Raw genomic sequence first — 12,789 nt, 5'->3', positions numbered from 1 at the left:
CCGACTTCTGGTCTCAACCTACCGGTTGTCCATACCGACCGGTAGGTATGTCGCCATGCATCGCACGTACGTCGTGAACACGCTCGGCGCACGACGTCCGCAGGATCGCCCGCTGCCCCACGTCACCGAGCGTCCGACGACATGGACCGGGAAGCCGTCGCGTGCGATAGACATCAGCGGTGACCGACGACCGACCGACGCAGACGATGACGCTGCGCGGCGTCCGCGGCTTCGGCCGGCTGTGGAGCGCCTCGACGGTCTCCGCGTTCGGCAGCTACGTGACGACCTTCGCAGTGCCGTTCATCGTCGTGGACGCGCTGGACGGCGACGCCGTCGACGTCGGGCTGGTCAATGCGGCTCGCTGGGTGCCGTACCTCGTGTTCGGGCTGCTGGCCGGCGTGATGGTGGACCGGATGCGGCGCCGTCCCGTGCTGGTTGCCACCGACCTGCTGAGCGCGGTCGCGCTCGGAGCGATCCCTGCGCTGTCCATGACGGGGCACCTCGGCGTGGGGTGGCTCGTCGTCCTGATGGCCGTGTTCGGGCTGTGCACGCTGGTGGGTGATGCAGCGTTCCAGTCGTTCGTGCCCCGCGTCGTGCCGACCATGCTGCTGGGGTCGGCACATGCCCGGCTCGATCAGTCGGACGCGGTCGCCCAGGTCAGCGGCCCGGCCCTCGCCGGCGGCCTGGTCCGGTTGCTGGGTGCGCCGCTCACGGTGCTCGTCGACGCCGTCAGCTATCTGGCGTCCGCGATCCTCCTGGCGACCGTCAAGGTCGACGAGCCTGCCGTGGAGCGGAGGTCGAACGCCCGGCTCCGCAGCATCGGGACCGAGATCCGGGAGGGTGTGCGCTGGGTCTACCGTCACCCGACGCTGCGTCCGCTCGCGCTGAGCACGCACGCGTGGTTCGCCTGCTCGGCCGTCGCGGGAGCCGTCATGGTGCCGTTCGCATACAGGACGCTGCACCTGAGTGCGGGGGCGCTCGGCCTGGCGTTCTCGGTTGCCGGGTTGGGGGCGCTGGTAGCCGCGTCCGTCGCGGTCCGGCTCGGTCGACGATTCGGTGCGGGCCGCGTCATCGTCGTCGCACGGTTCGGGACGGGCATCGCGTGGGGGCTGATGGCGCTCTCGCCCGTGGCGATGCCCGAGGGGCCGGCCGCCGGCGGGTGGGGCGGTGGTCCGGCATGGGTCGTGTTCGCACTCGGGCAGCTGCTGCTGGGGCTGTGCATGGGCGCGGAGAACACGAACGAGCTGGCGTACCGCCAGACCGCGACGCCGGACGCGCTGCAGGGCCGGATGAACGCCACGATGCGCTCGATCAACCGCGCGATGATCGTCGTCGCTGCGCCGCTCGGTGGTCTTCTCGGCGACGCCGCCGGGTACGGAATGGCCCTGGTCGTTGCAGGCGGCTTGCTGGTGGTCGCGACCGCCGTCGCGGTCGGTTCTCGGTTGTGGGGCGCACGACTGGGTGACGCGTACACACCGACGATCGACATCCCCTGAGCCGCGCGCCCCTGCTGGAGCGCTTCCCGTCGCAGAACCCTGCGCGGCACCGTGATCGGCGACCCGTTACGGGCCGAGGGCGGTCAAGGTCTGACGCTCGAGGACGGTCGCTCTGCCGTGCATCTCGACATGAGAGTCCGCGACAGCAGTCCTGAGCTCACCACGGCTGGGGGCAGGTCGCTTCGAGCGCAGCCGAGTCCGGCACCGCCCCCGGCCTCTCCATGAGGTCGCCGTACGGGGTCCATATCGGCTCGCTCGACCCGTCGGTCTCGTACTGACGCACCAGCTCGTCCTCCGAGGGTGGTGGCGGTACGTCGTAGCCCAGGTGGACCACGCACTCCCACGTGTCGACGAGCATCGGGTAGAAGCTCCGGGTGGTGGCTTCCGAGTCGCCGTCCCCGAAGTGGCGCCCGAGGCTCCTCGAGCAGTCGTCGACGTCCGCGACGAAGCGGTCCAGCTCGGACTTCTCCGTGAAGCGGCGGTCGCCTCCGCCCCACTCGTCGACCGTGACCTCCCACCCGCGGGCATCGACGCAGGCCTGCAGGTTGGTACGGAATGCCTCCCGCTGCTCGGCCTGCTCCGCGAACCACGCCGGCGCGGTCCACTCGTCGGTGGATCCCCCCGGAGGGGGTGTCGGGACCCGCACGACCGACGCGGCCCCCCAGCCGCCACCGGCCAGGACGAGGCTCGTCGCTGCCACGCCGGCGATCGCGGTCACCCGCTGGCGTCGACGCCCGCCGCGGACCACGATCGAGGTGTCGACGGCCACGTCCGGCGCGATCACCTCAAGGCGGTCACGCAGGTGCGCCGCGAAGTCCTGGTCGCTCGTCATGACGGTCTCCTGGTCCTGGTCGTCTGCTGTGTGGAACCGCCCGAACCCTCCGTGAGCGCGGCACGCAGCTCAGCGAGGCCACGCGAGGCAGTGGACTTCACCGTCCCGACCGCCACCCCGAGGTCCTCGGCGACTTCCCGCTCCGACAGGCCGACGAGATGCCTCAGCACGACGATGCGGCGTTGTCGTGCCGTCAAGGTGGACAGGGCACGGATCAACCGGTCACGTTCTGCACGCACGTCAGCGCCCGAGTCCACCCCCACGTGGGGCATCCGGTCGAGAGGGGTGAGGACTTCTCGGCGGTGCTTGCGCCACGTGTCGATCCGAAGGTTCGCCAAGGTCCTGCGGGTGTAGGCCAGCGGATCGCGTTCGCGCGCTGTGGACCACGACACGAACGTTCGCATCAGGGCTTGCTGGACCAGCTCCTCAGCGCGGTGCTCGTCGCCGCAGAGAAGCCACGCGGTCCGCGCCAGAGCCGGCGTGGCCTCGAGCATGAACTCCGCGAACTCTCGCTCGCGGTCCATCGGAGCGCGAGGCACCACGACCGGCACGTGCTCGACTGAGGCGGTGGGGTCGTCCGACAACTCCTCATCCCCTGCGAGAGTCACGCGATCACCGCTCATACCTCGTACACGATCGACGACGCCGAAAGGTTGAGTGCTCTGCCACGAGGAGGCCGCGCCTGCACTGCTCAGCGGGGCCGATCGTGACCGCACTTCGCCGGTCGCCGCGTTCAGCTCGAGGAGGACGACGAGCTCGTCGTCACGATGCCGGCCCCCACGAGCGCCGCCCGAAGTCGAGGGACGTCCGTAAAGTGGTGCGTGACGATCCCGAGGCCGGCCGCCGCGGTGAGGTTCCTGGGCGTGTCGTCGATGAAGAACACCTCGCGGGCACGGACCCCCAGGGCCTCGAGCACGTGGTGGAAGGCGGCAGGATCCGGCTTGGCATGCCCGATCTCGGCAGAGTTGAAGACCCTGCCGAACGTCGGCGGGAAGTCGAGCGCACGCAGTTCGGCGTGGACGGTGTCAGAGCCGTTGGTCAGGATCGCTGTCGTGCGGCCGAGTGCACGGAGCTCGGCGGCCAGCCGCACCACGTCGTCGTCGATGCGCGAGCGGGTGGCGCCCCACGCGCGAGCCGCGGCGTGGTTCTCGACGTGGTCGCCGATGCGCCTCACCCACTCCGCTCGGGTGATGCGGCCCGTGGTGACCTCGGTGAGGTGGGGTTCCGAGAACGCGAACGCCGCGATGGATCCCGCCGCGAGGGAGTGGGAGGCCTCGATCTCAGCGACGGCACGCTCGTCGAAGTGCCGGACGACCCCGTCCAGATCGAACAGGACGGCCTTGATCATGTGACGACCGTGTGGCCCATGCCAGCAGTCTCCCCGTGTCCGTGCAGCTGACCCGTCATGGTGCGGCGACGGCGTCACCCTAGCCAAGCGGCCTGCCGTGGGCCTCAGGACTCACTCCACGGTCGCGCCGCTCGCCGTACTCCGCGTGACTCAGACCATCGAAGGCGAGGGCTGGCGTTGTGCGCGGGTGGGGGTGGGCCGGGAGCAGCCCGCCGCCGGAGCGGCAGCGTGGGTGCCTCAGGCGTTGCGCGAGTGGAGCAGGTGTGTGCCGAGGTGGGCGGTGAGCTCCTGCACTGCTGCGGGCGCGAGCGTGTAGTAGGCCCAGACCCCGCGCTTCTCGCGTGTGACGAAGCCGGCCTCGGTGAGCACCTTGAGATGGTGCGAGACCGTCGGCTGGGACAGGCCGAGCGGTTCGGTGAGGTCGCAGACGCAGGCCTCCCCGCCGGCGTGCGCGGCGATGATCGACAGCAGCCGCAGCCGCGCGGGGTCGGCCAGTGCCTTGAGGCTGCGCGCGGTGCGCGCGGCGTCCTCGGCGGTCATGGGCGCACCGGCCAGGGGCGGGCAGCACGCGGTCGATGGCTCTGTCGCGTCGACGGGCAGCGGGTCCAGCGGCACGCAGCAATGATGGCTCGCAGATCGACAGATGTCGATATTGACATCCATCGATGCACCCGTCAGAGTCCTGCATCGACAGGTATCGATGCGAGGAGGAGACATGGTCGACGACATCCGGGAGCAGGTCCGGGCGCGCTACGCGCTGGCGGCGCTGCAGGGCGGCGGTGACGGTGGCTGCTGCGGCGGTGCCGAGGCCTGCGAGCCTGGCGACGTGATCGACGAGCGGTTCGGCGCGGCGCTGTACGGCGCGGAGGACGCCGCGGCGGTGCCGCCCGAGGCGCTGGCGGCCTCGCTGGGGTGCGGCAACCCGCTGATGGTCGCCGAGCTGCGCGAGGGCGAGCGGGTGCTCGACCTGGGGTCCGGCGGCGGCATCGACGTGCTGCTGTCCGCACGGCGGGTCGGCCAGAAGGGGTTCGCGTACGGGGTCGACATGACCGACGAGATGCTCGACCTGGCTCGCGCCAACGCCGCCGCGGCCGGGGCGACGAACGTGGAGTTCCGCAAGGGCACCATCGAGGACCTGCCGCTCGACGACGCCTCCGTGGACGTCGTGATCTCCAACTGTGTGGTGAACCTGTCCCCGGACAAGCCGGCGGTGCTGGCCGAGGCGTTCCGGGTCCTGGCAGCCGGTGGGCGGTTCGGGATCTCCGACGTCGTCGCCGAGGACCACCTGACCCCCGAACAGCGCGCCGAGCGTGGGTCGTACGTCGGGTGCATCGCCGGCGCGCTGTCACGCAGCGAGTACCTCGAGGGCCTCGCCGCGGCCGGGTTCGTCGACGCCGACGTCGAGTTCACGCACGTGGTGGCCGAGGGGATGCACGGTGCGATCGTGCGGGCCCGCAAGCCGCACGAGGCGTGACGAAGCGTGACCCCGACCTGCCCCGGCTCGCCTACTGCTCCAGCAGTCGCGCCGCGTCGCGCCGGTACATCGCGGCGTGGTCGTGCAGGTCGGGCCGGTCGGCGACGCGTGCGTGCTCGTCGGTCCAGTCCGCCAGGTCGTGCAGCCGGGTGACCATGGTCGTCAGGACGTCCTCGACCCGAGGAGCAGCGTCCTGCCCGTAGCTCGACAGCAGGTGCGCGAGGCGGTCCATCGCGGTGACGTCGTCCGGTGCCGTCATGTCCTCGCACCACCCGCACAGCCGGTAGGCGAGGTACGCGAGGTCCCACGCCCGGGGGCCAGGCGAGGCCATGTCGACGTCGATGAGCCCGACCAGGTCCGTCCCGTCGAAGACCATGTTGTACGGCGCGACGTCGTTCAGGCACACCACCTCGACGGGGTGGTGCGTCGCGGAGCGCCAGACGCGGTCGCTGAGGTCGAACCCGACGGTCGCGTCGTGGACGGTGCGCAGCATCGCTCCGGCCTGCGCGCGGGTCTGCGCCGTCCACAGCCAGTCCGGGACGGGCCATCCGACGACCTCGCCGGGCATCCAGCTGAGGATCTCCCGACCGTCGTCGTCGAGGCCGAGCGGCGCCGGTACGCACGTGACGCCACGCTCCCGCACCCACGCGAGCAGGGCGTGCACGGCCGGCGTCCACGGGCCGGCCGTCCGCCGGACGGTGTCACCGACACGCACCACGGTGTTGACGTTGCCGCCGTCCAGCTCCTGCGCCGCGACGTCGCGCTGCTCCTCGAGGCCCATGACGCGATCGTCCCATTGCCGGCCCTCGCTCCTTGTTCAGCAGCCAGGGCCGGCCGCGAGCCTTGGCGGGGACGTGCGAGTGAGAGGGTTCGGGGATGGCGCCACGACCTGCGCACGATGAGCTCCTGCTGGGCGGTCGTTGGCTGCCCCTGACCAGGTCGATCATCTTCGTCGATCAGGAGGCCGAGGAGTTCGTCGAGACCTGGATGGCGTGGCGCGGGGCCGTCATCATGCGGGACACGGGGCATCTACTACGGCCTGGTCGTCCCCGGCGTGTACGCGCGCGGGATCACTCCCCACGGCGTCCAGCACGAGGCGACGTTCCGGCGTCTCGTCGAGAGAGGACTTGTCGTCACCGCGTCCGACGCCGGCGGTGCCGTCCGCTGTGCGTCCCTCTACGACGTGCGCGACGGACGTCTCGTCACCGGGGCCGGCCTGCCCGAGGACCGCCGCGCGCTCGCCGTCGGACCCGTGGAGGCCTGCGACCCCGCCCTGTCGCGCTGTCGTCGCGCGTGGCGGCACAGGGCTGTCCAGGAGCTCACGCGGCGGGCGTTCGACGTCGTCTCCATCGGTGCGGAGGACTGCATGATCGACCCGGGGTACGTGCCGGTGATCCTGGACGAGCTGGCGTGGTACAGGTCTGTGGCGTGGGAGCAGTCCCGTCGTCCCCGCTTCGTCTCGCTCGGCGTCTCGCGCCACCCGGACCGGTTCCCGATCGTCGTGAGCGTCCTGTCCGGCAGGCCGCGGCTCGCCGGCCGGTGGGACGAGCATCCGGCACGACCCCTCGGGGAGCGGCTGCGCTCTCTCGTGCCCCTCGACGTGATCGGTGAGGCCCATGCCTAGTCTCGACGTGCTCAAGCGCAACCCCGGGCTCGGCGCCTTCCTGGCGAGCCGCTTCGCGTACGTGCTCGGAGCCGGCGGCGCGCCCGTCCTGCTCACTCTCACCACGCTCGACGGTGGCGGGTCCCTGACCTCGCTCGCTTTCGTCCTCGGCGCCGGTGCGGTGCCCGCGATCGTCGGTGCCCTGATCTCGAAGTGGCTGTCGGACCGCATCACGACCCGAGGGCTGCTGCTCTCGACGACGGCGCTCTGGGTCGTCGCGGCCGCGCTGACGGGGGTCCTCCTGGGCTTCGGCGTGCAGTCCGTCGCCTGGTTGTGCGTGGTCTCGTTCGTCATCGAGCTGAGCGCCGCGCTGCAGTACCCCTCGCTGGGCTCGTACCTGCCGCAGATCGTCCGGAAGGAGGACCTCGAGAGGGCGAACTCGGTGAAGCTCTTCACCACGGGAGCCGCCGGGATCCTCGGGCCTGCGCTGTTCTCCTTCACGGGCGGCCTGCTGCCCGTGACGGCCGCGTGGCTCGTCCTGGCCGTCGTCCTGCTGGTCTCGGCGCTGCCGCTGCAGCGGCTGCCGCGCGGGCAGGGTTTCGAGGCCGACGGTGCGGGGGTCTGGGGAGATCTGCGGGACGGGTGGTCGTACTTCTGGCAGTCGCGCGGGCTCTGGCTCGTCGTCGTCACGTCGGGCGTCTGGCACTTCGTCGGCTGGTCCGTGCTGACGGTCGCGGGCCCCGTCCTCCTGCGCGACGGGTTCGACAACCTCGCGGCCTGGGGGTGGCTGCAGAGCGCGCTGGCCGCCGGTTCGCTGGTCGGGGCGCTCGTCGCCGGTCGGTTGCGACCGACGCGCGTCGCCACGTGGGCGCTGCTGTCACTGTGCCCGCCGCTCGTCCTCGGCCTCCTGCTGGCCCTCGAGGCACCGATCGCCGTGCTGGTCGGGCTGGCGGCCGTGACCGGGGCCGGGCTCTCCGTCGGCGGGGTGGTGTGGGCGTCGGCCGTGCAGCGGGAGGTGCCGCCCGAGCGGCTGGGTCAGGTGTTCGGGTACGACTACCTGTTCAGCGAGGCCGTCAACCCCCTCGGCCTGCTGCTCATCCCCATCCTCGTCGGTCTCGCGGGCAACGAGCAGGACCTCCTGCGGCTGACGAGCCTGGGGCTCCTCGTCCTGGTCGTGCCGCTCGCCGTCGTGGCCCCGGTCCGCCTCACGGCCGCACGGACGGCAGCCGGCGTCGGGTCCGGGAGCGCCCCCTCGTGAGCGCCGCCCTCGTGGATGCGGTCGGTGCCGACCGCGAGGTGCCGCGCACCTGACGCCGGGCTCTCAGCAAGCTCCGAGGCGACGCCGAGGCGCCTCCAGGGCAGGGGAGAGGAGTCGTCGCAGGTCCCGACGTCACCCGTGCGGTGGTGGCCGGGACCGTGAGGGAACGACGTGCGACGCGACCACGGCGCCGACCTGCCGGGCTCGCGCTGGAGGGACGTGTCGGGGAGTCGGGTGCCGTGGAGGTCCACTCGCAGATGGCCGAGCGGCTCCTGCCCTGGGTGATCGGCCTGGTCGTGATCGCCGCGGGCCTCTTCCTCATGACGTGGCGGGCGCGCCGGGGCCAGGCGGGTGACGCACGCGGGGCGGTGCTCCGGGCCGTCGTGCTGGTCCTGGTCGTCGCGTCCATGGTCGTCTCGACCGGCACGATCGTGCAGGCGGTGCGCATCGGCCACAGCGGTGCGACGGCCGTGTGGGGCCAGACCGCGTCGAGCGGCCCCGTCGGCGGAGGCGTCGGCGACTGAGTCCGCCTCCGGCCTCACGCGCGGGCCGGGCCTCGGCCGGGCGCCTGCCCCGAGCGCCGGACAGGCAAGGTCGCCCACGGGGGGAGCAGCCGGTCCGTGGTGATCCCGACGACCGACGCGGCGCGCCACCCCTACCGGATGTGGCCGATGCCGACCTCGAGGCGCCGCAGCTGGTAACGCCACGGTGCCAGCCGCGGCCCCGCCAGCGAGAGGCCGGCGTCGTCGGCGATCCACTCGACGACCTCGTCCGTCGTCCGCTGGTCGGTGTCGACGTGCGTGGCGTAACGCTCCTGGGCGAGGGCGGAGACGCAGCGCGGGATCTGCTGCACCGCCCAGGTCTCGCGGCGCAGGCCGGAGCGCACGAACGCGATGCGGGTGCTCAGTCGCTTGCGCAGCGTCTCCGGGCTAGCGATCAGGGCGTAGTGGCGCACGTCCACGCCGCGGGAGCGCAGCCCGCCGATGATCTCGTCGAAGTAGTCGTCACGCACGATCGTCATCGGCACGAGCACCGGGCCGGTGTGGGCGGCCTCGACCTGCTGAAGGATGTCGACGACGGCGGAACGCCACGGGGCGAGGTCCTGGAAGTCGTGGCGCGCTGCGGGCGGGAGCGTCCGCTGGAAGGCGAAGCCGAGGAGCTCGGGGTCGGCGACGTGCGCGTCGACCAGCCGACGGCGGAGCTCGAACGCCGTCTGGGTCTTGCCCGCCCCGAATGCACCGTTGATCCAGATGAGCACGCCTCGGAGCCTAGATGAGCCCGTGAACCTCCTGGGCAGGAACGGGCTACGCGTCGTCGACGCTGTCCGGCCAGAGTCCGATCGGGCGGCTGAAGCGTCCCACGACGGCCAGCAGCGTCTTGCGGCCCACCCGGACGCCGAGCCGGTCCCCGGGCTCCGTCCCGGTGCTCAGGCTCTGTCGCCATCGCCGGAGGTGGTGGCCGAGGTCGCCGTTGAGGCCGCGAGCAGCACGGGCGTCGGCGGGGTGCGTCGGAAGGGCAGCGGCGGGGTCGGGCCGGCGAGGTGGACGCAGTAGTGGCGGAGGAAGGCCCGCAGGCCGTAGGCCGCGTCGGTGTCGCCCGCGAGCTCGCCGCTCGCGGCGGCAGCGACCTCCACACCCCGGCACCGGTCGGCGTAGCGGGTCGAGAGACGCCGCGCGACGGCGCTCGCGTCGGTGAGGTCGATCGACAGCAGGTCCACGTCCGACGCCCCGGGACGCGCGGTGCCGGTCGCGACGGACCCGTAGAGGTACAGGGACGCGCCCGACCCGCCGACGGAGTCAACCGCATCGGTCAGGACGTCCTCGAAGACGGCCGGCACGCGGTCGCGGCGCGCGCCCGTCCGGATGGTGCCGTCGGCTGCCACACCCTCGTCGGGGTCGGTCAACGTGAACCCTCCACTCCGGGCCGGTTCGCGGCCCCGGGCGTCGTCCGGCTCGAGCTCAGACCTCGTCGCGCCACGTGTGCTGCGGGTCGTACCCCAGCAGGCGACGGGCCTTGTCGATGGACAGGAGCGTCTCGCGGCCCTCGATCGGGCGGGTGACGGGGACGTCCGGGAAGTACTCGGCGACCAGCTCGGCCGACGGCCGCTCCAGCACCGTATCGGGCGACGCGATGATGAACGCCTCGAATCCACGCAGGTCGCTCTCGAGCGCCAGCCGGACCGCGAGGGCGCCGTCGCGGGCGTCGATGTAGCCCCACAGGTTCCAGATCCGGCTGCGCGGATCGGCCGCGAACCCCGGGAACGCGGCGTAGAGGCGCAGGACCCGGGCGAGCGCGACGCCGACCCCGTACCCCAGCGCGCCGGAGATCCCTGACACGAGCCCCTGGTAGAGCCAGTCGCGCGGCAGCAGGGACGGCGTCATCGCGACCACGGCGAAGAGCGTCCCCATCGCGAGCCCCGCCGGGTGCGGCGGTCGGGGACGTCGCCGGTGGCGCCGCGAGGAGTCCGTGCCGACCTGGCGCCGGTCTGGCGTCGGGGAGGCCCCCGGCGTCGTCCGGGTGGGCGGAGACAGGGGAGTGGTCACGCCCGGACGCTGCGCCATGCGCGCCTCCCCGGTGACGTCACGCCCCGGACGGGGTCGCGCACGCCGTCACCCGAGCATCGCACCGGCCTGGACGGCCCGCCAGCAGCGCGGCGGCCGTCGTCGTGGTGCCGGGCTCTCAGCGCGCGGCTCCGGGCGGGCCCGCCGCCCCGTGCCGAGGCGGGTGGGGGTCGACGCGGGGCGGCCCCGTCACCGATCGAGGCTCGTGAGTCCCCGCCCGTGCGGCTCGGCGTAGGCGCGTGGTGTGCCGTCCATGGAGACGACGAACGCGCGGTCGACCTCGTCCGAGACGAGCGCCTGCGTGCCCGGCAGCACCAGGGCGCCCTCGTTGCTCAGGCAGTGCCCGGGCAGTGCGCGCACCAGGTCCACGAACCGTGTCTGTGGCTGCGCGTCGAGGTACGACAGGACCGCGCTGTGGAACACGACGAGCGTCGCCTCCTCGGGCGCCTGGGACGCGAGCGGCGCCAGGACGTCGAGCAGGTCGCCCGCGAGTACTCGCGGGGGATCCGCTCGGGCGATCGCGAGAGCGGCGCCCAACCGCTCACGTCGCTCGATGTGCTCCGGCCAGACCAGCGTCTCCAGCCAGGCGCACGCGCCGGCGTCCGTGACGTCGACGGGCGCGAGGTCGATGCCTGCTCGCCACACGACCTCGGGCATTCGTCGTGGGGGCGCCACTCCCGGCCCGAGCGCGCAGGGCAGCACCACGGGCGATGCGCCGTCGGCGGGGTCGAGGCCGTCGTCGTAGCGGTAGGAGTAGCGGTCGGGCAGGAGGCACAGGCCGGCCGACGCGCCGACCTCGAGTAACGCGAGCGGCTGCCGCCGGAGCTGCAGCCGGCGAACCCGACCGAGGCTGTCGCCCTGCAGGAGGCGACCGACCAGAAGGCGGCAGAGGCGTTCGTGGCGACCCTCGGCGAGCACCTCGACCTCACCATCGACGTGCCGGCATCCGAGGCGGTCGCCGCGCTCGACGCCGCTGTCGATCTGCGGCGGGCCGGAGCGACGACACCGAACGGCAAGTCCGCCGAGTGGCGCCTGCCGGTCCGGTCGACTTGCCCGCTGGGGTGGGGCCGCGCGGACGGGTCTCCGTGGAGGGTGACGCGCACGAGCCGCCGCGTCATCTCAGGACCCCCGGGACTACGCCCGTTCGCCGCCCCACCCTGGCCACAGGTCGTACGTGAGCGCTTGCACGGTCGGCAGCCGACGTGCTTGGTCGAACCGGCTGACCCCGGCGTCCAGGATCGTCGTGAGCGTCGGGGTGCGATGCCTGTAGTGCTCGATGTAGAGGTCCGGGGAGTTCATGTCGGCGAGGACGCGCGCGCAGGACCACACCGACAGCTGGAACAGGTCCCTCGTCCCGATCAAGGTGATGGGCGAGCCGCCGATCACGAACGGGATCGCCGCGTGGCCTGTGGCGTTGGTGAGCAGCAGAGTCTTGTCGCCTGTGGCGAACCATCGTTCTGCGGCGGTCAGGTCCCCCTGCCCCAGGCTGGCCCGGGTGATGCGGTCCGCGAGCAGGCATTTCGCGGCGGCGGCGCTCAGGTCGGCGAACACGGACGGCCGGTCGGTCTCACCGGTCGCGAACGACAGCTTCTGCGCGTACTGGTTGAAGTCGCCCACCCGGAGCTGCCAGCGACTGTTCAGCTGGTCGAACAGCTTCCAGGCGATGCACATGGTCGTGAGCCGGGCACGCGCTACGGCTGCGTCGTCGGTGTCGATCGGCGCCCAGATCGGGAGGCGAACGAGCTGCCCGAACGTGTCCGTCCGCATCGCTGCCGGTAGCCGTGCGGTGACGGCGGCGCTGTACGGCGCGGACGCGTTGATCCGACGTCGTTCGACTGCCTCGAGCGACCACGCGAGCAGGAACCCTTCGACGAGGTCGGCGGGGCTTTGCCATCCGTCTGGATGCTCGTCGAACACGGGCGCGTCGAAGTCGACACCGCCGGCGGTGCTCGGGCGCGTCTGGGGCGCCGGGGTCGCGCGGGTGGGCGCGTCGTCATGCCGGGCAGGTGCGGGCGCCGACGTGTTCAGCTCCTCGACCCTCATCCTGGTGACGAGGAGATCCTCCTCCGCAGGCGCCGGGGCCGCCGGTTGGTGGTATGGGGCGTGATCCCGCGTGCGCGCCCGGGCGTCGCGACGCGTGACGACCAGACGCCACAGCCCGACCAACGCGAGGACCGCAGCCACGACTGCGACGTCTGACCCCGCCCCGGTGCCCAT

Annotated in this window: 15 protein-coding genes; 5 read left to right on the top strand and 10 right to left on the bottom strand. The window is 72.3% G+C overall.

Annotated features, from left to right (window positions below; translation table 11 throughout):
* Positions 1-179: 179 nt before the first annotated feature.
* Positions 180-1,496, top strand: a complete 1,317-nt coding sequence (locus NP048_RS18665) for an MFS transporter (protein ID WP_227576817.1) — start codon at positions 180-182, stop codon at positions 1,494-1,496.
* 157 nt (positions 1,497-1,653) lie between these two features.
* On the opposite strand, the gene NP048_RS18660 is transcribed toward NP048_RS18665, so the two are convergent.
* The 4 genes from NP048_RS18660 to NP048_RS18645 form a co-directional block, all read right to left on the bottom strand.
* Positions 1,654-2,328, bottom strand: a complete 675-nt coding sequence (locus tag NP048_RS18660; RefSeq protein ID WP_227576816.1) for a hypothetical protein — start codon at positions 2,326-2,328, stop codon at positions 1,654-1,656.
* Complete coding sequence (locus NP048_RS18655) at positions 2,325-2,951, bottom strand: SigE family RNA polymerase sigma factor (protein ID WP_348519181.1); 627 nt, start codon at positions 2,949-2,951, stop codon at positions 2,325-2,327. The genes NP048_RS18660 and NP048_RS18655 overlap by 4 nt, the downstream gene beginning before the upstream one ends.
* Before the next feature lie 110 nt (positions 2,952-3,061).
* Positions 3,062-3,676 (bottom strand): HAD family hydrolase, encoded by a 615-nt coding sequence (locus tag NP048_RS18650; protein WP_227576815.1) that lies wholly within the window; start codon positions 3,674-3,676, stop codon positions 3,062-3,064.
* Positions 3,677-3,913: 237 nt separating this feature from the next.
* Positions 3,914-4,291, bottom strand: coding sequence for an ArsR/SmtB family transcription factor (locus NP048_RS18645; RefSeq protein ID WP_227576814.1), 378 nt, complete (start codon positions 4,289-4,291; stop codon positions 3,914-3,916).
* A gap of 100 nt (positions 4,292-4,391) precedes the next feature.
* Here NP048_RS18645 and arsM point away from each other — a divergent pair, with 100 nt between their 5' ends.
* Positions 4,392-5,150, top strand: a complete 759-nt coding sequence (gene arsM / locus NP048_RS18640; RefSeq protein WP_227576813.1) for an arsenite methyltransferase — start codon at positions 4,392-4,394, stop codon at positions 5,148-5,150.
* Between the two features lie 31 nt (positions 5,151-5,181).
* On the opposite strand, the gene NP048_RS18635 is transcribed toward arsM, so the two are convergent.
* Positions 5,182-5,931 carry a phosphotransferase gene (locus tag NP048_RS18635; protein ID WP_227576812.1) on the bottom strand — a complete coding sequence of 250 codons (750 nt, stop codon included), beginning with the start codon at positions 5,929-5,931 and terminating at the stop codon, positions 5,182-5,184.
* Positions 5,932-6,204: 273 nt separating this feature from the next.
* Here NP048_RS18635 and NP048_RS18630 point away from each other — a divergent pair, with 273 nt between their 5' ends.
* From NP048_RS18630 to NP048_RS18620, 3 genes are all read left to right on the top strand, one after another.
* Positions 6,205-6,774, top strand: coding sequence for a hypothetical protein (locus NP048_RS18630; protein ID WP_227576811.1), 570 nt, complete (start codon positions 6,205-6,207; stop codon positions 6,772-6,774).
* Positions 6,767-8,011, top strand: coding sequence for an MFS transporter (locus NP048_RS18625; protein ID WP_227576810.1), 1,245 nt, complete (start codon positions 6,767-6,769; stop codon positions 8,009-8,011). Before NP048_RS18630 ends, NP048_RS18625 begins: the two co-directional genes overlap by 8 nt.
* 239 nt (positions 8,012-8,250) lie before the next feature.
* Positions 8,251-8,535 (top strand): hypothetical protein, encoded by a 285-nt coding sequence (locus NP048_RS18620; RefSeq protein ID WP_256769375.1) that lies wholly within the window; start codon positions 8,251-8,253, stop codon positions 8,533-8,535.
* A gap of 131 nt (positions 8,536-8,666) precedes the next feature.
* On the opposite strand, the gene NP048_RS18615 is transcribed toward NP048_RS18620, so the two are convergent.
* From NP048_RS18615 to NP048_RS18590, 5 genes are all read right to left on the bottom strand, one after another.
* Complete coding sequence (locus NP048_RS18615) at positions 8,667-9,269, bottom strand: AAA family ATPase (RefSeq protein WP_227576808.1); 603 nt, start codon at positions 9,267-9,269, stop codon at positions 8,667-8,669.
* 168 nt (positions 9,270-9,437) lie between these two features.
* Positions 9,438-9,914, bottom strand: a complete 477-nt coding sequence (locus tag NP048_RS18610) for a nucleotidyltransferase domain-containing protein (protein ID WP_227576807.1) — start codon at positions 9,912-9,914, stop codon at positions 9,438-9,440.
* 55 nt (positions 9,915-9,969) lie between these two features.
* Entirely contained in the window at positions 9,970-10,392 is a 423-nt protein-coding gene (locus tag NP048_RS18605; protein ID WP_227577207.1) for an alpha/beta-hydrolase N-terminal domain-containing protein, read from the bottom strand.
* 369 nt (positions 10,393-10,761) lie between these two features.
* On the bottom strand, positions 10,762-11,490 hold the full coding sequence (locus NP048_RS18595; RefSeq protein WP_227576806.1) for a DUF2332 domain-containing protein: 729 nt from the start codon (positions 11,488-11,490) through the stop codon (positions 10,762-10,764).
* Positions 11,491-11,706: 216 nt separating this feature from the next.
* Positions 11,707-12,756, bottom strand: a complete 1,050-nt coding sequence (locus tag NP048_RS18590; protein ID WP_256769374.1) for a hypothetical protein — start codon at positions 12,754-12,756, stop codon at positions 11,707-11,709.
* Between the last annotated feature and the right edge of the window lie 33 nt (positions 12,757-12,789).

The organism is Cellulomonas xiejunii, from assembly GCF_024508315.1.
GTDB classification, from domain to species: Bacteria; Actinomycetota; Actinomycetes; order Actinomycetales; family Cellulomonadaceae; genus Cellulomonas; species Cellulomonas xiejunii.
The sequence above is the reverse complement of the archived record's forward strand: the minus strand, read 5'-3'. Positions and strand labels throughout refer to the sequence as shown.

Bases quoted from the DNA above. Each gene is read 5' to 3' on its own strand.
- NP048_RS18660 (WP_227576816.1), bottom strand. From the start codon at position 2,328: ATGACGAGCGACCAGGACTTCGCGGCGCACCTGCGTGACCGCCTTGAG.
- NP048_RS18655 (WP_348519181.1), bottom strand. From the start codon at position 2,951: ATGAGCGGTGATCGCGTGACTCTCGCAGGGGATGAGGAGTTGTCGGAC.
- NP048_RS18650 (WP_227576815.1), bottom strand. From the start codon at position 3,676: ATGATCAAGGCCGTCCTGTTCGATCTGGACGGGGTCGTCCGGCACTTC.
- arsM (WP_227576813.1), top strand. From the start codon at position 4,392: ATGGTCGACGACATCCGGGAGCAGGTCCGGGCGCGCTACGCGCTGGCG.
- NP048_RS18635 (WP_227576812.1), bottom strand. From the start codon at position 5,931: ATGGGCCTCGAGGAGCAGCGCGACGTCGCGGCGCAGGAGCTGGACGGC.
- NP048_RS18625 (WP_227576810.1), top strand. From the start codon at position 6,767: ATGCCTAGTCTCGACGTGCTCAAGCGCAACCCCGGGCTCGGCGCCTTC.
- NP048_RS18605 (WP_227577207.1), bottom strand. From the start codon at position 10,392: ATGACGCCGTCCCTGCTGCCGCGCGACTGGCTCTACCAGGGGCTCGTG.